The organism is Nonomuraea sp. B5E05 (genome assembly GCF_039880665.1).
GTDB lineage: Bacteria > Actinomycetota > Actinomycetes > Streptosporangiales > Streptosporangiaceae > Nonomuraea.
In genome coordinates this window covers 217,449-235,526 of sequence record NZ_JBDPMJ010000006.1, presented here as the reverse complement: position 1 = coordinate 235,526, position 18,078 = coordinate 217,449, and the positions used below count along the sequence as shown (strand labels likewise).

The window sequence follows — 18,078 nt, the reverse complement described above, 5'->3', positions numbered from 1 at the left end:
GACTGGCCTGCCCACCCCTCAGCGCGCGACCGGTCACGCCCTGGTGATGCGGACCGCGTCGGCGATCACGTATCCCGTGGCGGACGTCCAGCGGCTCACGCCGACCACGTCATAGGTGCCGGCCGCCAGCGTGTACGTCCCGAGCGCCCGCCACTGCCCGCCCCCCGAGCGCTGGTCGACGACGACCGTCCGGTTGCCGCCCGAGGCCGCCACGATGTACGGGGCCGCGCTGTTGTAGCCGGGATCGGACGGATACCACACCTCGACCCGGTAGGTCCCCGCGCTGGGGATGGCCGCCCGGAACCAGGCGGGGTCGCTGGCCGCCACCGGGTCGGCGAAGCGGTAGTCGGTGCCGTGCAGCTGCCCGGAGTAGGAGGAGGTGCCCCAGTTCGTGCTGGCGGTGAAGCTGGAGCCGGCGTTGTCGACGACGACGCTGAACGTGCCGCCGCCCGCCTCCACGACCCGGCCCGCGCTCGGCGTGCTTTCCTGGTGGGTGCGGTTGAGCGCGCTCACGTAGTACGTGTAGGCCGACCCGCCTGCGGTCGTGTCCGTGAACGTGGTCTGCCGGGTCGTCGTGACCAGGTTGCGGGCGTCGGCGAAGAAGCACGGGTCGGCCGCGGACCGCGCCCCGTCCACCCGGTAGACCGCGTACGCGGTGCCCGAGCCCGTCCAGGCCAGCCGGACGCCGTCCGAGGCGCGCGCGGCGGAGGTGATCGACGGCGCGGCCGGCGCGCTGCCCGAGCCGCGCGCGGGCAGGAGCGCGGGCCTGGTGTAGTGGGCGTCGACGACCCGGGTGAACGCGCCGATCCTGTCGGCTTTGACGTCCTTGGCGCTGAAGAACACGTCGCCGACCACTTCGGGATGTTTCCTGTTGTCGTGCAGGTGGTCGCTCAGCTCGGCCGGGTCCTGCCAGGCGGCGGCCTCCCCGGACGCGCCCGCCCGGTAGGCGGCCTGGCCGACGACGAGCTGCACGCCGGTGTCGCGTACGACGTCCGACCACCAGGCCGTGAGCACCTCGTACGCGGCGGTGGAGAAGCCGATGTGCCAGTAGATCTGCGGCGAGATGTAGTCGACCCAGCCCTGCTTGACCCATTCGCGGCTGTCGGCGTAGATCGCGTCGTACGACTGCAGGCCCGAGGTGCGCGAGCCGAGCGGGTCGGTGCCGGCGTTGCGCCAGATGCCGAACGGGCTGATGCCGAACGAGACGTGCGGCTTGGCGGCGTGGATGCGCTGGTCGAGCTCGCGTACGAGGAGGTTGACGTTGTTGCGCCGCCAGTCGCCGACGGTGGCGAACCCGGCGCCGTACCTGTCGTACGTGGCGGCGTCGGGGATGGCCTGGCCGCTCACCGGATAGGGGTAGAAGTAGTCGTCGAGGTGCACGCCGTCCACGTCGTAGCGGGAGACGGCGTCCATGATCGCGTCCTCGATGAAGGCGCGGACCTCCGGGATGCCCGGGTTGTAGTAGAGCTTGCCGCCGTAGGCGAAGCGCCAGCCGGGGTTCCTGCGCGCGGGGTGCGTGGAGACCAGCCTGCTCGGGTCGTCGTGGTTGGCGATCCGGTACGGGTTGAACCAGGCGTGGAACTCCAGGTTGCGGGCGTGTGCCTCGTTCACCATGAACGCCAGCGGGTCGTAACCCGGGTCGCGGCCCTGGGTGCCGGTCAGCCACTGCGACCACGGCTCGTGGGGCGACGGCCAGAAGGCGTCGGCCGTCGGCCTGATCTGCACGATCACGGCGTTCATGCGCTTGCGTACGGCCAGGTCGAGCCAGGCCCGGAACTCCGCCTGCTGCGCCGACACGCTCAGCCCGGTGCGGCTCGGCCAGTCGATGTTCGCGACCGAGGAGATCCACATGGCCCTGAGCTGGCGCTTCGGGGTCGCGGGGTCGGTCGCGCAGGCGGCTGCCTGGGCCTCGGGGGTCGGAGCGGGGGCCACGATGCTGACGAGTGCGGCGGTGAGCGCCGCCAGGACGGTACGCAGGAGCGCGGTCACGAAAGGAAGTTTCAGCGCCACTCGGTGAAAGCGCAATAGTTTTCAGGGGCCCAATCTCACGAGCTCTTCGTCTCCCGGAAAGGTGGGGCGAAAAGTTTCACTTAACCGGGAAGTAATGTCAATTATCGACATTAGTCAGGAAGGTGTCGTACCGTGCCCCCGTCACCACCAACGAGGAGCACCCATGACTCTCGCCCGCACGCGATTAGCCGCCCTCGCCACCTCCCTCCTCGCCGTCCTGCTCATCGTCGCAGGTCAGCCCGCCGTCGCCACGGCCGAGGAGAACCCGCTCGCCGCCGCGTTCGACCGCGCCGCCGCCGAACACGACGTGCCCCGCGACCTGCTCGTCGCCCTCGCCTACGCCGAGACCCACCTCGACGGGCACGGCGGCGAGCCCAGCGCCAGCGGTGGCTACGGCGTGATGCACCTGGTCAGCAACCCCACCAACCACTCGCTCGAACAGGCCGCCGAGCTCACCAAGCTGCCGGTCGACAAGCTGCGCGCCGACGACGAGGCCAACATTCTCGGCGGCGCCGCCGTCCTGCGAGCCCACGCCGACAAGCTCGGCCTCGACGAGGCGGCCAGGAAGGACATCGGCCGCTGGTACCAGGCCGTGGCCGCGTACGGCAATGCGACCTCACCCGAGCTCGCCCGCCTGTACGCCGACGCCGTCTACGAAGGGCTGGGCCTCGGCATCGACATCCGTGGCGTGCAGGTCAAGCCGCAGGAGGTCACCGCCGACCGCGGCGACCTGGCCAACGCCCGCGACCTCAACGCGCGCGCCGTGGCCAGCACCGACTACCCGCCGGCCGCCTGGGTCGCGGCCAACTCCGGCAACTACACCGCCTCCAGCCGGGAATCGAGCTACAACATCGACCGGGTGGTCATCCACGTCACCCAGGGCTCGTACGCCGGCACCATCTCCTGGTTCCAGAACCCCAGCGCCAACGTCTCCGCCCACTACGTGGTCAAGTCGTCCAACGGCGCCATCACCCAGATGGTGCGCGACAAGGACGTCGCCTGGCACGCGGGCAACTGGACCTACAACACCCGTTCGATCGGCATCGAGCACGAAGGCTGGGTCGACGACGCCTCCTGGTTCACCGACGCCATGTACCGGGCCTCCGCCGCCTTGACGCGCCACCTCTGCGACAAGTACGGCATCCCCAAGACCCGGACCGGCATCATCGGGCACAACGAGGTGCCCGGCGCCACCCACACCGACCCGGGCAGGCACTGGAACTGGACCACGTACATGAACTACGTGACCGGTGGTGACGACCCGCCGTCGTGGACGACGACCGTCGACAACGCCACCTCCGGCCAGTTCACCGCCAGCGCCAACTGGGGCACCTCCACCTACTCCAGCCAGCGCCACGGCGCCGACTACCGCTTCGCCGACCCGGTCTCCTCCAGCGACCCGGCCTGGTACTCGGCCACCATCCCCAGCGCGGGCACGTACCACGTGGAGGTCTGGTATCCGTCCGACGCCGGATACAACAGCTCGGCGCCGTACATCGTGGCGACATCGAGCGGCAACCGGACCGTCTACGTCGACCAGAGATCCGGCGGCGGATCCTGGCGCAGCATCGGATCCTTCTCGCTCAACGCCGGCACCTACAACGTCGTGGGCGTGAGCCGGTGGACCTCGGGCACCGGCTACGTCATCGCCGACGCGGTACGGATCAGCCGGAGCTGAAAGCCGTGCGGCTCGTGCCCACTCTGGCGGGGGCACGAGCCGCACGCGGGGCCGGCCCGCTTCAACGGCGGGCCGGCCCCCACGACCCCCTTCACCCCGCCACGACCGGTCACCCGCTACGGTCGGGACGATCGCTGGGCCCGTTACGACCAGCGGGTGAGCGCGGCCCGATGCCCGACCTGCGCCCCGCTGTCCGGATCGACGCGAAAGGCCCCCAACAGCGTCGTGGTCTCCAAAGCGGTGGCAACGCCCCACAACGCCGCACGCCCGTTACTCCCGGCCAGCATGGCGCAGTGGGTCGCGACGACGGCAGCGGCCACCGCCTGCACGGCCGGATAGTCGGGCACCGTCCCGGCCCGCTCCCGGTAGGCGGCCACGAAGTCGCGCTCCGACACCCCGACCGCCGCCTCGCCACCGCCACCCGGGAACCACTGCCCGACCCCGTAAATCCCGTACGGATCGCCGACCACCTCCCCGAACGCCCGCACCCCGGCCGCCACGGCGCAGATCTTCCGTGCGCCGACGGCCCTCCCGATCACCGCGACATCCTCCTCGAAGGACCCGCAGCACAGCAGGTTCCACCACCCGCCGACGGGCAGCACGTCACCGGGCCCGGCCACGGTCACCGGGATGCCGCGCTCGTTCGCCGCCCGCTCGGCGCCCGCCGCCACCTGTCGCCCGAAACTCCCCCTGCCCGGCACGACCCACAACCGATCATGCTCGCCCTCCTCGGCCAGCCGCCGCACGAACGGCTCCGCGTACGCGCCGGCCGGCGCCGGGATCGACACGACATGACCGGGATACGCGGCCTGCACATCATCGCCCGCCCCGCCGTGATTCCACACCAGCAGGTCCAGCTCTGCCGCGACCCGCCCCGCCCTGCGCATGAGATGCGTGGAGTACGGCCCCAGCAGCAGATCGCACCGGCCCGCCAGCCCGCGCAACACCCGCTCCAGCACGTCGGGATCGCTGCGATCGTCCTCGACGACCAGTTCCACGCCGCCTGCGGCCGCCTGCCAGACCTCCAACCCGAGCCTGGCCTGCTCCCCGAACCGGGCGTACCTCCCTGACAGGGACAGCGGCACACCGAGCCAAAACCGTCGGTCGAAAGCCTCCATGGTTGCCAGCCCATCATGCAGGATCCCGGTCCGCGTCGATGACTTGTCGAGCGTGCCCGCATGCTTGCCTGACTGTTGTACGTGTCGTGCGAGCCATCGACGCGCTCGCCGATGGAGGGCCAGGTTCGGGGCGGCCGTTGGTCGATACGATCATCGCGTCACGGCTTCAAAATCTGGGGCAGATCATGAGTGGATACGTGCGTTGGAAGGACATTCGAGCCGAGCACATCGAACGTGCCGGTGGTGAGGAGGCTGTGGAAGCGGGCAAGCAGGAGCTTCTCGCCCAGGTGCAAGGACACCGGCTCGCCGAGGTCCGCCGCGGACGCGGGTTGACCCAGCAGGACATCGCCCAGCGCATGGGGGTTACCAAAGGGCGCGTCTCGCAGATCGAGCAAGGAAAGATTTCCGGGCAGGATGTACTTGCCCGGTATGCCACTGCGCTCGGCGGCCGGCTCCATCAGTCGATCTACTTCGACGACGGCGACATCGCTGCCATCGCCTGAATTCTGAGCGATGAGCGGCGGGTACGGAAGTTTGAGCCTGCGGGCGGCTTTGCTCGGCGCGCGGCCTCGCAGGAGCTGTTGCAGGCGTGCTGATCGTCGCACGCCTTGTGCTGGCTACCCTTGTTGATCGAGACAGGGATGACCATCGTTGGGTTCATGGTGCCTCGCGTGTCGTCGGCCTTCGCTGGGCTGGTGGTCGGCGCCACGCAGCCCAGGATTGCCTTCGGAGGCTAAAAGTCGAATTCGCCGAGCTTGGCGCCGCCTACGAAGGCGCGGAAGACGTCACCGCGCAGGACCATGGGCGGGACGTCAGGTTGTTCGGAGTCGCGGATGGCGTATCGGTCGCCGGTGAGCTTGGCTGCGTAGAGGCAGTCGCCGCCGTTTGAGCCTGAGAGAGTTGATTTGGTCCACTGGGCGGCCTTTAGCTCGTCACTGAAGTCCATACCCTGCCGCCACCTCACATACTTGTCGTCGGCTTACATGTGCAGGATGCGCCCATTTGTGAATCGCGTCATATCTGAGACTAACGTGCCGCACCGTCTCCTCGCGAGCGGAGACGGTGCCTTGTCCGGCGGAATCAAGATAGACATGGTCCGGCATGCCGTCGCTCTGGGCGAGAGCGAACCCTCCCAGCAGACCCGCTGTGGCCCCCACCTCCAGTGGCACGACCTGGATGGAGATGTTGGGGCGTTCGGCCATCGCCAGCAGGTGCTCCAACTGCTCCCGCATGACCTCTTTCCCGCCGACGGGCCGGAGGAGAACGCATTCGTCGAGCAACGCCCAATACATGGGCGGATCGTTGCGCTCGAACACGGACTGCCGCCGTAGCCGTGTCTCGACGGCCTCCTCGACCCACCGCTCGGTGGCTCCTGGTTCGGCGGCGAGGATGGCTCGGGCGTAGCGCGGAGTCTGGAGAAGGCCGGGAACCACGAGCGGTTGCCACGTGCGGATCGTGTGGGCGTTCTCTTCCACGGCCGGCCACTCGCTGAACCACTTCGGCACGGACATGACCCGGGTGTTGGGTAGGAGCCGGAAGAGTTCGCCGTTCAGCCCGAGGGCGGATTCGACCACGATGGTGAAGCTTTTGGTCGGTTTTCGTTGGCCGCGCTCGACCAGCCCGATGAGGCTTTCACTACACGAGAGAATGTTTCCCAGGGCCACTTGGGAGAGGCCGGCGGCGGTGCGTGCATTCTTCAGCACAACGCCGTAGGAGGGTGTTTCAGGGGGCGGGGGTTGGAGTTGCTCGTCCAAGGTCATGCCGGGCTCCTTTGAGAAGCATGCGCACAGACAATGGCTGCGCAGGTCTGTCCCAGCACGGACAGTCATGTGCTGATTACAACTTAGCGATCGGGGGTCACTCTGGGAAGGAGTTCAAGGACGCAAGAAAGGCATTCAGACTCATGCTCAAAATCTCGAAGGGATCAAAAAGCTACACACCGGAGAGACTGGACATATCCCTCTGGAGGGAGACGACGTTGCGTCGCGGGGACCGTACCTCGTGGCAGGCGCGCCAGGCGGTCGGACTGTGGCTGGCCGACGCTCCCGCCGCCGTGCGGGCCGATGCGCTCCAGATCGTCGCCGAGTTGGTGGCCAACGTCATCCAGCACGTGCCAGGAGGGCCGGGGCGCGACTGGGTGAGGCTGCGGTTGGGGTTCGGCGCCGGTTCCGTACGGCTGGAGGTGATCGACCCGGGCACCCTGGCGTCGGCGCCGCGCTTTGTGCCCCTCCAGGCGGCGTCCATGGAGGAGGCGGGTCGTGGGCTCGGCATCGTGGCCGGGCTCAGTGCCCGGTGCGGCACGTACGTCATCAGGGGTGGTCACCGCGTCGTCTGGGCCGACCTGGCGACTGCCGGTGCTGTGCCGGAGACCTGATGGAGAGGGCGTTCCAGGGTTGGACGATCATGGAAGGGGCCGGCGGCGGCTATATCGCCTTCCGCGCTGTCCTGGTGCCCCGGGACGGCGGGCTTTCCAACGTGCGGTGCGGTGCGACGCTGGCCGAGCTGTACGAGCACCTGGAGGAGGAGACCCGACCGCAGGCGATGCGCACGAGTCGGCGGTCGGGCAAGGATCGCCGGATCGGCGCCGGGTCCCCGTAGCCCGGCAGCCTACGAGCCGTAGATGACCGACAGGAAGCGCACCAGCACCGCCTCCCTGGCCGGAGCGGGGAGCGCGTCCAGGACGGCGTTGACCGTCGCCATCTCCGGCTGCCCCGCCCCCGGCCGCAGGTCCACACCCACCGACGCGGCCAGCTCCGCGAACTCGGCGTCGTCCAGCGCGTCCAGGTCCAGCCCCGAGACCAGCTCCACCAGCCCGCCGGGCAGCACGACCGGGCCGCGCAGCCGGGCGGCCTCGGCCGACTCGGCGATGACCTTCAGCATGGCCTCCACCCCCGCCATCGTCACCCCGGTGACCGTGATGTGCAGGTTGGCCGGGATGCCGGCGTAGGAGAGCTGCGGTTGCAGGAACCAGCCCCGCGCCCGCGCCTCGTCCGCCAGCACGAACACGTCGATCCCGTCCCCGGCGAACGCCACCAGCGACGACTCGGGCTCGCCCAGCACGCGGAGCCCGGGGAGCGCGGAGATTCCTTCGCGCAGCCTGGCCGTCGCCTCCAGCGTGGCCCGGCCGAGCTCGACGTACCCCTGCCTGCCGAGCGCCTGCAGCGTGGCCCACGCGCCGCCGAGCGGGCCCGCCGACCTGGAGCTCTGCACGGTCGCGTTGATGATCGTGTAGCCGGGCCAGGCGGCCGAGGCGAAGTACGCCCAGCGCCGCATCGCCGGGTCGGCGAACAGCACCACGGAGGCGCCCTTGGGGGCGTACCCGAACTTGTGCAGATCACAGGAGATCGACGTGACCCCGGGCACGGACAGGTCGAACGGCGGGACCGCCGCGCCCGCCTCCCGTAACCACGGGAGCAGCCACCCGCCGACGCACGCGTCCACGTGGCACGGGACGCCCGCGCGGGCGGCCACGGCGGCGACCTCCTCGATCGGGTCGATCACTCCTTGGGGGTAGGAGGGCGCGGACGCGGCCACCAGGATCGTGTCCGCGTCGATCGCGGCCTCGACGTCGCGGGCCCGCACCTTGTACGTCGCCAGGCCCACGGGCACCGGTACCACCTCGATCCCGAGGTAGTGCGCCGCCTTGTGGAAGGCCGGATGGGCGGTGACCGGCAGCACGAGGTTGGGGCGGGAGCTCCGGGCGGCGTCGCGGGCGGCCTTGACGGCCAGCATGATCGACTCGGTGCCGCCGCTGGTGAAGATGCCGTGGCCGCCGCCGAGCAGGTCCGCGACCGCGCCGACGACCTGCCGCTCCATCTCGACCACGCTGGGGAACGCGGTCGGGTCGAGGCAGTTGACCTCCAGCATCTCGATGTACGCCCGCGCCGCCGCCTCGCCGACCTCGGCCCGCCCGGTGTCGTAGACGTACGCGGTCACCTGGCCGCCGCGCACCGGTAAGTCGTTGACCTTGAGCCTGGCGATCTCGCTCAGCAGGTCCTCGGCCGTCCGTCCGGTCAGGGGGAGGTTCACGCGGGCTCCTTCGGGGCGATGCTCACCGGGGGTCGCCAGGCAGGCCGAGCATGCGGTGCAGGTTCAGATGCAGGTGGGCGCGGAATCGGCGCAGCGCGGCCCGGTCGCCGGCTCCTCTGCGTCGGCCCTGGTCGTCGAGCACCCCGCCCTTGACGAAGCCGTGCACGGACCAGACGACCGTCCACATCGCGTATTCGAGGTCCACTCTCGCGTCGATCAGCCCCGACTCGGCGATGGGCCGCATGGTGGCGGTGACCGCGGCGAAGAGCGGCTGCACGTAGCGGCGCTCCAGCTCGGTGATGTCGCCCGCGTCGGAGAGCCATCGGTGCATCCACAGGGCTGGCACCTCGGGGTTGTCCACGCAGAAGTCGAGGTAGTCGTCGACCAGCCGGTGGATCCCGGCGGCGGGGTCGTCGCCGGGCAGGCGGTCGAGCGCCTGCTCCAGGGCCGCCTTCTCCGCCAGGTGCGCGCGTTCCATGACGGCGAGGTAGAGCTCGCGCTTGCCGCCCACGTGGTAGTTGACGGTGGCGATGTTGAGCCCGGCCGCGTCGGCGATCTGGCGCGTGGAGGTGCCGTCGTAGCCCAGCGCGGCGAACAGCTGCGTCGCGACCTTGAGGATCAGCGCGACCTGTGCGGTCTCGGCCATGCTACCGAACGTAGTTCGGCCACCACGTTTCAGTCAATCACTTGATGGAGAATCTACCTCGGCCGCCACCCCTGCGCTTGCTGGCAAACGCCAGCATATCCTGGCTTTTTGACAGAATGCCTGGTCGGAGCCATGGCGCGCTTCACCTCAGTGCGTCCACCGGCTCCATTCTGGCCGCGCGCAGCGCCGGGTAGAGCCCGGCCAGCAGCCCCACCACGGCGCCCGCGACGGGCGCGGCGATCGCCAGGCGCACGTCCAGCAGCGGCGTCCACTGCTTGGCGGCCGAGACGGCGACCACGGTGACCACGCCCAGACTGGCGCCGATCACGCCGCCGGTCAGCCCGATCAGCGTCGACTCCAGCAGGAACTGGGCGGCGATGTGCCGCCGGGCGGCGCCGAGCGAGCGGCGCAGGCCGATCTCCGGTACGCGCTCCATGACGGTGACGAGGGTGACGTTCGCGATGCCGACGGCCCCCACGACCAGGGAGACCAGGCCGAGGATCAGGAAGAGCGCGTTGACGTCGTCCTGCGCCTGGTCGCGGGCCCTGGTGGGGCTCGGCGGGGCGACCACCTGGAGCATGTCGCCGTTCCCCGGGCTGAGGGCGGCCGGCGCCTGGCGGGCGATCAGCCCGGCGGCGCCCAGGGTGGTGTTGACCAGCACCCGGGTGACGTCGCGCAGCCCGAACTGCCGGCCCGCGGTGGGCGGCACGATCACGGCCGTGCTCAGGTCACGCTCGCGGCGCAGGTCGCCCATGATGCCGATGACCGTGTACGCGTGCTTGCCAATGAAGATCGCCGGCGACCGGTCGAGCCGGGTGACGCCGAGCGCCCTGGCCGCCTGGTCACCGATCACCGCCACCCGGTCGCCCCGACGGACGTGTCCCGTGTCGTAGAAGCGGCCCTGCACCATCCGGCCGCGCGCCGCCTCCGGCAGCCCGGTCGTCGCGGCCAGCACGGTCAAGGACTGCGTGGTGACCCTGGTCGGGTCCACGATGTCGTTGGAGCGTACGGACAGGTTGGTGCTGTCCTTGCTCTCGGCCACCGCGGCGGCCGACTCGACGCCGCGCAGCCGGGTCAGCCGGTCGATCGCGCCCCACTCCACCAGCGGCTTGAACTCCGACTCGGGCACCTCCACGGTGATGGCCGTGGCCACCAGTTCGTCGAAGTGGCCGACGATCTGGTTGCCCGCCGTCGCGGCCACGCCGAGCGTGACGACGAGCGTGGTGATGCCGAGCACGGTGCCGAGGGTGGTGAGGGCCGAGCGCACCGGCCGGGCGAGCATGCCGGCGACGGCCTCGCCGATCAGGTCGCGTACGTGCATCAGCCCTCCTCCACCAGCACACCGTCGGTGATGCGCACCCGCCGCTCGGCCCGCGCGCCGACCTCCTGCTCGTGCGTGATGACCACGATCGTCAGCCCCTGCCCGCGCAGCTCGTCGAACAGGCCGAGCACCGCCTCGGTGTTGCGGCTGTCGAGGTTGCCGGTGGGCTCGTCGCACAGCAGCAGGGACGGCTCGCCCATGAGAGCTCTGGCGATGGCCGCCCGCTGGCGTTCGCCGCCGGACAGCAGGCCGGGCAGGAAGCCGGCGCGGTGGGCGACGCCGACCCGCTCCAGCGCGGCCATCGCCCGCTCGCGCCTGCCGCCGCGCCCCTGCCGGACCGTGCGGGAGCCCGCCGGCTCGTTCCCCGCCTTCTTCCGTCCGAGGTAGATCTCGGCGAGCATGACGTTCTCCACGACGCTGCGGTGGGGCAGCAGGTGGAACGACTGGAAGACGAAGCCGATCCGGTCGCCGCGCAACCGGGTCCTGGCGCCGTCGCGCAGGGCCGTGGTCTCGGCGCCGTCCAGCCGGTAGCTGCCCGAACTCGGCCGGTCGAGCAGGCCGAGCACGTTGAGCAGGGTGGACTTGCCGGAGCCCGACGGGCCCGCGACGGCCAGGTAGTCGCCCCTGTCCACCCTGAGCGTGACGCGGTCGAGGGCGCGGACCGGCGGCCGGGCGGGGAACTCCCTGCACACCTCCGTCAGCTCGATGACCGGTTCAGCCACCGCTGACCACCACCCGGTCGCCCTCCTTGAGCGCGCCGGTGACCTCGACGTTCCCGTCCGCGGTCAGGCCCGTGCGCACTTCGACGTCCTTGGTCCTGTCGGGCGCGTACTCGACGCGTACGCGGGCCTTTCCGTCCGCCGAAGTGATCACCGCGGCCACCGGGACCACCAGCACGGGCTCCTCGGTCGCCCCCACGGTGACCCGCGCCGTCACCGCCGTCCCCGCCTTGAGCCCCTTGCTCTTGGCGGGCGTGAGCCGGATCGGCACGGCGCCGTCCACAGGCTCCTCGCCGCCCGGTACCTTGGCCTTGTCGCCGGCCGCGGTGAGCGTGGCCCGGTACGTTCTGCCCGTGTCGAGCTCGATGTTCGCCTCCATGCCCGCGCGCAGCAGCTCGGACTCCGCCGCCTCGACGCTCGCGGTCACCATGAACGACGAGCTGGTCACGGTGGCGACCTCGTCCTCGATCCGCTGCCCGGCCTTCACCGACACCTTCTGCACCCGGGCGGGCAGCTTCGGCAGGAACACCACCTCGCCGGGCGGGACGGAGGTGCCGTACGTGCGGGCGTACTCGGCCAGCATCGCCTTGGCCGCCGCCACGTCCTTCCTGGCATTGGCCACCTTGAGCCTGGTGGGGGAGAGCTGCCTGGCCTGCCGCAGCGCCTGCCGGGCCGTGACCAGCGCCTCCTCGGCGGTGCGCACGGCCCTGCGCAGCTCCTCCAGCCGCTTCTCCCTGGCCTGCCGCGCCTTGTCCAGGACCCGGCCGCGCGCCTCGTGGGCGGCGGCGAGGTCGGCCCTGGCGTTCTCGACCCTCATCCGCAGCAGGCTCGTGTCCGGCTGGGTCGCCGCGACGGCCGACGTCCCGGACGTGGGCGTGGCCGTGGCCGTGGCCGTGGGGCCGGGGGTCGCCGTGGGGCCGGGGGTCGGCGGGGTCCTGGCCGCCTCCAGCGCCTGCTCGGCCGCCGCCAGCTTCTCCTCCGCCGCGCGCACGGACGCGTCGGCCGCCGCGAGCTCGGTCTCGTCCTCGGGTGTCAGCCGCTGTTCCCCGGCCTTCTCCAGCGCCCGTTTCGCCGACGTCATGTCCGCCTCGGCGTTGTCGAGCCTGACCTTCAGCGGCAGCACGTCGCGGCCCTGGTCGAGCGCCTGCTTCTCGGTCGCGAGAGTCTCCTGCGCCGTCTGGACGGCCTTGCGCAGTGTGTCGTAGGTCTGCCGGTCGGTCAGAGACGGCTTCTGGGCCTCGTACCCCTTCTTGGTGTACATCCTGGTGACGGCGGCGATCGTGGCGCGGTCGAACACGCTCGTCAGCGGGCCGCCGAAGCCCAGCCGGCGCAGCGCCCGCTGCAGTTGCCTGACGTCGTCGCCCTTGCTGCCGGGCGCGATCGTGCGGTGCATCGGCACGGAGCCGCGCAGCGCGAACACCGGGCGGCCGTTGACCTCCATCAGCACCGCGCCCTCCTTGATCCGGCCCCTTTTCGGCGCCCGGGTGGCCCGTTGAAGCCCTGACGCGCCGCCGGCCGCGTCACCCGCTGAGCCGCCGACCGAGCCGGCCAGGCTGATGGGCAGGGGTGAGCCGTACTCCAGGGTGCCGCTGGTCGCGACGGTGCTGACGAGCTTGCGGCGCTCGACGGCGGCGGTGACGAGCGAGGCCCTGGGCGCGGCCCTGCGGGCCGCCTCGTCGGCGGGAGAGCGGAGCCGGGCGCCGATCGCCCAGCCCGTCCCCGCGATGATGACGACGCCGGCGACGACGCCGGCGAGAAACCTGCGTGGGGATTTCATGGCGTACGTGCGTCAGAGGGCGAACTGGTCGTCCACCTGCTGCTTGAGCGTGGTCTGGCGCGGTACGTAGGCGGGATAGAAGTCCTTGCCGCACTCGAGGTCGTCGAGCGCGGCCTTGATCTCCTTGGTCAGGTACGGCTTGGCCTGCTGGGGACTCAGGTCGGGCCGTGGGGAGCTCTTGCTGCCCTTCTGCTTACGAGCGATCGCTGTCGCCTGCTCCTGGAAGGTGCGCTTGCCGCGGCTGTCCAGCGCCGTCGGTTTGGTGTCGCTGATCGTGTAGCCCTTGCTCTTCAGGCAGGTGGCCATGGACGTCGCCAGCTCCGTCAGCCTGGGGTCGCCGTCCAGATCTCGCGCGAGCAGCCGCTTCTTGGTGAGGCCGGACTGGTTGAAGTAGTCGATGTTCGACTCGATCTCCAGGCCGAGGGCCTGCTTGGCCGCCTGGGAGACGCAGGCGTCCTGGGCCTTGCGGTAGGCATTCATCTGGGCTTGGGAGAGCGAGGCCACCACCTTGTTGTTGGGATTCGGGTGCTCCTCGGCCTCCGCCACCGCGGCCGAGAGCCCGACCTCCTTCGGGTAGACGAACTCGGAGAAGACGCCGAACCCGTATTTTTCGCGATATTGGCGCATCGCCTGGTAATCGCCAGAGTTGCGCTTGCGCTCCTCCTCGGACGGCTCCTCCTCCGGCTTCACGTAAGGCACGTACTTGAAGCCCTTCTGCTTCATGCAGTCGGCCTTGGCGGCTTCGAACTGGTGCTTCCTGTCTTTGGCGCCGGCGGCACTCGCCGTCGGCGAGGGCTGGGCGCTCTCTGTGGTGCCCCCGCAGCCGCAGAGCAAGGCCGCCGAGAACGACATGGCGAGAACCAGGCGTGATCTCTTCAACATGGCGGAGACCATACTCCGTTCAACGAAGCATGGTCAATCCAGGCAGTGCCGCTGTTGCCGGAAGGGCGCGCCGGCGGCCCAGAGCGCCAGCACCGCGAGCACGCCCCAATAGGCCAGGTGCTGCCTGGTCAGCTCGGCGGAATGAGCGGCCAGGTCACCCGACGCCACCGCCAGATAGGTCCCCGCCCCCAGCGCCCACCGGTAGTCGCGCGCCAGGTAACCGCCCACCGCCGCCAGCCCGAACGCCGCCGCCTCCACCGCCATCCTGCTCAGGGAGAGGGAGAACGTGCTCTCCTCCGCCATCCACTGCGGGCCCGACCACGCGGCCGCCACGGCCGCCGCGCACCACCACCACGACCTGGCCCGCAGCGGCCGCCCGCGCGCGGCCAGCACCCCCAGGCCGGCCAGCGTGACCGCGTAGCCGCCCGCCACCACGTAGGGGTCGCCCTCGGCGAACAATGCCTGATCGCCGAGCGGCGACGGGTAGACGGGCAGCAGCGTGAGGCCGAAGATCTGCCGGCCGCCCGCGATCGCGACCGCCTTCATGCCGACGACCAGCGTGAGCGGGATCGCCGCCCACGCCCACCCGCGCAGGACGGCGACCAGGGCGAGCGCCGACGCCGCCGTCCACAGCGGCAGCGCCCCCGCGTACGGCAGCAGCGCCGCCAACTGGGCCGCCGCCAGGGCCGTCACGCCCAGGTGCAGGCCGTCCTTCCAGGGGTTGCCCGTCGCCAGGTGCACGACGCGGCTGCGCACGCCGCCCGCCAGCAGGCCCCACGCCTCTCTCGGCACCGGCACGGTCCTGCCGGGGCCGGCCGACTCCAGTAACACGTCGAGCAACTCGTCACCGTGCGCCGCGCGGTAGGCGCGCGGATAGGCCCGCAACAACGTGCGGTAGCGGCGCTCCAGCGTGCTGACCGGCGAGACGGTGGTCATGCGCCGGACGGCCGCAGGACGAGGGAGGCGGCCTCCTGCATCCGCCTGGCCTCGGCCTCCACGAGCGCCTGGCCCTCGTCGGTGATCCTGAAATAGCGGCGGTTTCGGCCGTTCACCGTCTCCTCGCGGTCGACGGTGATCACTCCGCGCTCGTTCAGCCGCTCCAGGATGCCGTAGAGGGTGCCGACCGACGGCTGCACCCTGCCCGCGGACAGCTCCTTGATCGACTTGCTGATCGCGTGTCCGTGCAGCGGGCCCGCGCGCAGGGCGGTGAGCACGAAGTACATCGGCTCGCTGACTTCAGATGTTCCCCTCGGCATGGGGTGACATTATTCCGTTCAACGGAGCGTGTGCAACGCCCCCGCCCATGTCACGAGCAGCGTTCGCCGTTCAGGTGGAAGACCTCGGGAGCCGGGTTCGGGCCCGCGGCGCCGGTGCCGGCGAAGCCGAAGGTCACCGACCTGCCCGGCTTGATCTGGTCGTTCCAGCCCAGTCCCGTGGCCGTCACCACCGAACCCGACTGCGCCAGCTTCGCGCCCCAGCCCTCCTTGACACGCTGGCCGCCGAGCCACGACCAGCGCAGGCTCCAGCCGTCCACGCTCTGCCTGCCGGTGTTCTCGATCACCACCTGGGCGATGAACCCGCCGGGCCACGAGCCGTGCCCCGAGTAGCGCACGCGGCAGTCGGCACGCCCGCCGCCGTCCGCCAGGAACGCCGACACCCAGGCCAGCGGGGCGTTCCAGTTGATGGTCAGCTCGTTCGTCGCCCACGACTCGATGTCGTCGATGTAGCAGAACTGCGGCTTGCAGTCCTGCAGCAGGCGTTGCGCGATCGGGTCCTGGATGGCGGAGTTGGGGCCGCCGGCCAGCGTCCCGCGCGGCGGGTTGGGCAGGGCGGGGTCGAGCTGGCGGGCGTACCAGCGGCTGTGCTGGTTCTTCGAGGCCACCTCGCCGTAGCCGGTCACGTACGACTGGTTGAGCGCGTTACGGCCCAGGAGGTAGTCCATGCCCTCGCGTACGGCCGCCCGGTACTTCTCCCGCCCCGTCAGGTCGTAGGCCGTGGCCACGACGACCAGGTTGTTCAGCACCAGGTTGTTGGAGCCCCAGTCGAAGTCCGGCGGGTTGTACGGCAGCCCGTACGGGTGCGCCTTCTGGACGGCGAGATACTTGTCCGCCCCCTCGATCACCGACCTGCGCACCCGGCCGCGGTCGGAGATGGCGTTCGGCACGGTCGCCAGCTCCAGCCGGCCCAGCTGCGCGGTGTTGCCCCAGTCGAACCCGCGATCGCGCCAGACGTCGCCGGTGTGGTGCGGCGACCCCAGCACGAACTCCTCGAACTCCTCCTCGCCCGTCGTGATGAACAGCTCCGCCGCCGCCCAGTAGAACTCGTCGCTCACGTCGGCGTCGTTGTAGGCGCCGCCGCCGACGCCGTCGGCCGGGTCGGCGTACCGCTCCGGGTTCGCCTTCGCCGCCGCCCACGCCTTGCGGGCCGCCTCCAGGTTCGTGGCGGCGAACGCGGCGTCGTACGGCGCGAACAGGCGCGCCGCCTGCGCCGCCGTCGCGGCCAGGTTGAGAGTGGCGGCGGTGGACGGCGGGTGCAGCTCGCGCGGCTGCGGGTCCAGGTGCGGCAGCAGCGGCAGCCCCGTCCAGTTCTGGTCGTGGATCTTGTGGTGGGCCATCCCCGAGTACGGCTCGCCGTCCGGCACCTGCATGCTCAGCAGGAACTCCTGCTCCCAGCGGGCCTCGTCCAGCACGTCAGGGACGCCGTTGCCGCTCTCCGGGAGGTCGAGCTGCCCGTCCTCGAACGCCGCCTTGTTCCGTTCGTACGCCGACATGAGCTGGTGGACCGAGATGCCGCCGTTGACGACGTACTTGCCGTGGTCGCCGGCGTCGTACCAGCCGCCCTTGACGTTCAGCGTGTAGTCGCAGACGCCCGGCTGGCACGGCACCTCGACGTCGCCCTGGTTCGGCGCGACTCCGGCGTGGCCGGCCGGTCTGCCGTAGCCGGGCCGGAGGGCGTCGAGGATCTCGATGCCGCTGCGCTGCGTGTAGTAGAACTTCAGCGCGTCGACCGGCAGCTCGTCGTAGAGGCCGGCATCGATGTCGAACGGCCGGCTCGTCTCGCCGTCCGCCGTCACCGTGTAGCCCTTGCCCGGCTTGCGGTAGGAGCTGAAGTCGAGGGTGTGCACGTTCTCGCCGGAGCTGGCGTCCACGCCTCTCGGGGTGGTCCTGCCCCTGGCGACGGTCTCCTTCTCGGCGTTCCTGAGCTCCCACTCCAGTGCCGTGGTCCCGGTGGTGACCACGGTGGCCTTCTTGGGGCCCGCCGGGAGGTAGCCGACCATGTTCACGCGCACGCGCGGTCCGGTGTCCGGCTCGTACTCCTCCGGCTCGGCCCCGCCCTTCAGCGAGACGTCGTCCATGCAGAACCTCCATGGCTCGGCGCTGCCGCCCAGTTGGAAGACGACCTGGGCGTCAGGCAGCGACACGGGTGCGGTGAACGTGTAGGAGTAGTCGTCACCCGAGACGCCGAGCTCGGGAGCGGCCGACAGATACTGCGTCCACGGGTCCACCGGGAGCTGGATCAGCGCGCGGCCGACCTTGGCGGGGGTCGCCGAGGCGGCGAAGCGGTACGCGTACGTCTCGCCCTCCACCAGCGGGATGCCGTCCTGGCCGATGATCACGTCCCACGGGTTGGCGGTGCCGCCGGGGATGTCGGCGCACAGCCGGCCCTCGTCCACGGCGAGGGTGAGGTTGGCGGTGCCCCACCAGGGAGCGGTGCCGGCGTCGAAGGCGCCGTTCACGATCTGCTCGGGTCCCTCGTCGGCGTGCGCCGCCGTGCCCGGGTACGCGGCCGGGGACAGGGCGACCATGGTGAGGAGGGCCAGTAAGGCGGCCCGGAATCGGGTCATGGAGGTCCTCCGATGAAAGTGGGAGCGCTCCCAAAACTGGCGCGCGCCCCGATA

Annotated in this window: 17 protein-coding genes; 4 read left to right on the top strand and 13 right to left on the bottom strand. The window is 70.7% G+C overall.

The genetic code is table 11. The features are described 5' to 3' along the window. Window positions 1-33 precede the first annotated feature (33 nt). Complete coding sequence (locus ABGB01_RS13955) at window positions 34-1,989, bottom strand: family 10 glycosylhydrolase (RefSeq protein ID WP_347773699.1); 1,956 nt, start codon at window positions 1,987-1,989, stop codon at window positions 34-36. Window positions 1,990-2,173: 184 nt separating this feature from the next. Here ABGB01_RS13955 and ABGB01_RS13950 point away from each other — a divergent pair, with 184 nt between their 5' ends. Next, window positions 2,174-3,688 carry an N-acetylmuramoyl-L-alanine amidase gene (locus ABGB01_RS13950; RefSeq protein ID WP_347773698.1) on the top strand — a complete coding sequence of 505 codons (1,515 nt, stop codon included), beginning with the start codon at window positions 2,174-2,176 and terminating at the stop codon, window positions 3,686-3,688. A gap of 143 nt (window positions 3,689-3,831) precedes the next feature. Here ABGB01_RS13950 and ABGB01_RS13945 read toward each other — a convergent pair whose 3' ends face one another. Next, entirely contained in the window at window positions 3,832-4,806 is a 975-nt protein-coding gene (locus ABGB01_RS13945; protein WP_347773697.1) for an ABC transporter substrate-binding protein, read from the bottom strand. Window positions 4,807-4,892: 86 nt separating this feature from the next. Here ABGB01_RS13945 and ABGB01_RS13940 point away from each other — a divergent pair, with 86 nt between their 5' ends. Then, on the top strand, window positions 4,893-5,309 hold the full coding sequence (locus ABGB01_RS13940) for a helix-turn-helix transcriptional regulator (RefSeq protein WP_347773696.1): 417 nt from the start codon (window positions 4,893-4,895) through the stop codon (window positions 5,307-5,309). Window positions 5,310-5,539: 230 nt separating this feature from the next. On the opposite strand, the gene ABGB01_RS13935 is transcribed toward ABGB01_RS13940, so the two are convergent. Continuing rightward, on the bottom strand, window positions 5,540-5,752 hold the full coding sequence (locus ABGB01_RS13935) for a DUF397 domain-containing protein (protein WP_347773695.1): 213 nt from the start codon (window positions 5,750-5,752) through the stop codon (window positions 5,540-5,542). Continuing rightward, complete coding sequence (locus ABGB01_RS13930) at window positions 5,739-6,566, bottom strand: helix-turn-helix transcriptional regulator (RefSeq protein ID WP_347773694.1); 828 nt, start codon at window positions 6,564-6,566, stop codon at window positions 5,739-5,741. The genes ABGB01_RS13935 and ABGB01_RS13930 overlap by 14 nt, the downstream gene beginning before the upstream one ends. Before the next feature lie 218 nt (window positions 6,567-6,784). Between ABGB01_RS13930 and ABGB01_RS13925 the strand changes: the two genes are divergently transcribed. Both ABGB01_RS13925 and ABGB01_RS13920 read left to right on the top strand, forming a co-directional pair. Next, on the top strand, window positions 6,785-7,180 hold the full coding sequence (locus ABGB01_RS13925) for an ATP-binding protein (protein ID WP_347773693.1): 396 nt from the start codon (window positions 6,785-6,787) through the stop codon (window positions 7,178-7,180). Next, window positions 7,180-7,404, top strand: coding sequence for a hypothetical protein (locus ABGB01_RS13920; protein ID WP_347773692.1), 225 nt, complete (start codon window positions 7,180-7,182; stop codon window positions 7,402-7,404). Before ABGB01_RS13925 ends, ABGB01_RS13920 begins: the two co-directional genes overlap by 1 nt. A 9-nt stretch (window positions 7,405-7,413) precedes the next feature. Here the strand turns inward: ABGB01_RS13920 and ABGB01_RS13915 are convergent, their stop codons facing one another. From ABGB01_RS13915 to ABGB01_RS13875, 9 genes are all read right to left on the bottom strand, one after another. Next, window positions 7,414-8,835, bottom strand: coding sequence for an aspartate aminotransferase family protein (locus ABGB01_RS13915; RefSeq protein ID WP_347773691.1), 1,422 nt, complete (start codon window positions 8,833-8,835; stop codon window positions 7,414-7,416). A gap of 22 nt (window positions 8,836-8,857) precedes the next feature. Beyond that, the gene (locus tag ABGB01_RS13910; RefSeq protein WP_347773690.1) at window positions 8,858-9,481 is read right to left on the bottom strand and encodes a TetR/AcrR family transcriptional regulator; all 624 of its coding nucleotides are present in this window, start codon (window positions 9,479-9,481) and stop codon (window positions 8,858-8,860) included. Window positions 9,482-9,623: 142 nt separating this feature from the next. Further along, on the bottom strand, window positions 9,624-10,802 hold the full coding sequence (locus ABGB01_RS13905) for an ABC transporter permease (RefSeq protein WP_347773689.1): 1,179 nt from the start codon (window positions 10,800-10,802) through the stop codon (window positions 9,624-9,626). Continuing rightward, window positions 10,802-11,524 carry an ABC transporter ATP-binding protein gene (locus tag ABGB01_RS13900; RefSeq protein ID WP_347773688.1) on the bottom strand — a complete coding sequence of 241 codons (723 nt, stop codon included), beginning with the start codon at window positions 11,522-11,524 and terminating at the stop codon, window positions 10,802-10,804. The genes ABGB01_RS13905 and ABGB01_RS13900 overlap by 1 nt, the downstream gene beginning before the upstream one ends. Continuing rightward, window positions 11,517-13,298, bottom strand: coding sequence for a peptidoglycan-binding protein (locus ABGB01_RS13895; protein WP_347773687.1), 1,782 nt, complete (start codon window positions 13,296-13,298; stop codon window positions 11,517-11,519). Before ABGB01_RS13895 ends, ABGB01_RS13900 begins: the two co-directional genes overlap by 8 nt. A gap of 12 nt (window positions 13,299-13,310) precedes the next feature. Continuing rightward, the gene (locus ABGB01_RS13890) at window positions 13,311-14,180 is read right to left on the bottom strand and encodes a hypothetical protein (protein WP_347773686.1); all 870 of its coding nucleotides are present in this window, start codon (window positions 14,178-14,180) and stop codon (window positions 13,311-13,313) included. Between the two features lie 33 nt (window positions 14,181-14,213). Continuing rightward, a complete protein-coding gene (locus tag ABGB01_RS13885; RefSeq protein ID WP_347773685.1) occupies window positions 14,214-15,116 on the bottom strand; it encodes a hypothetical protein in 903 nt (300 codons plus the stop codon). After that, window positions 15,113-15,436 (bottom strand): PadR family transcriptional regulator, encoded by a 324-nt coding sequence (locus ABGB01_RS13880; RefSeq protein WP_347773684.1) that lies wholly within the window; start codon window positions 15,434-15,436, stop codon window positions 15,113-15,115. Before ABGB01_RS13880 ends, ABGB01_RS13885 begins: the two co-directional genes overlap by 4 nt. Before the next feature lie 50 nt (window positions 15,437-15,486). Beyond that, complete coding sequence (locus tag ABGB01_RS13875) at window positions 15,487-17,985, bottom strand: glycoside hydrolase family 9 protein (RefSeq protein ID WP_347773830.1); 2,499 nt, start codon at window positions 17,983-17,985, stop codon at window positions 15,487-15,489. Window positions 17,986-18,078 lie beyond the last annotated feature (93 nt).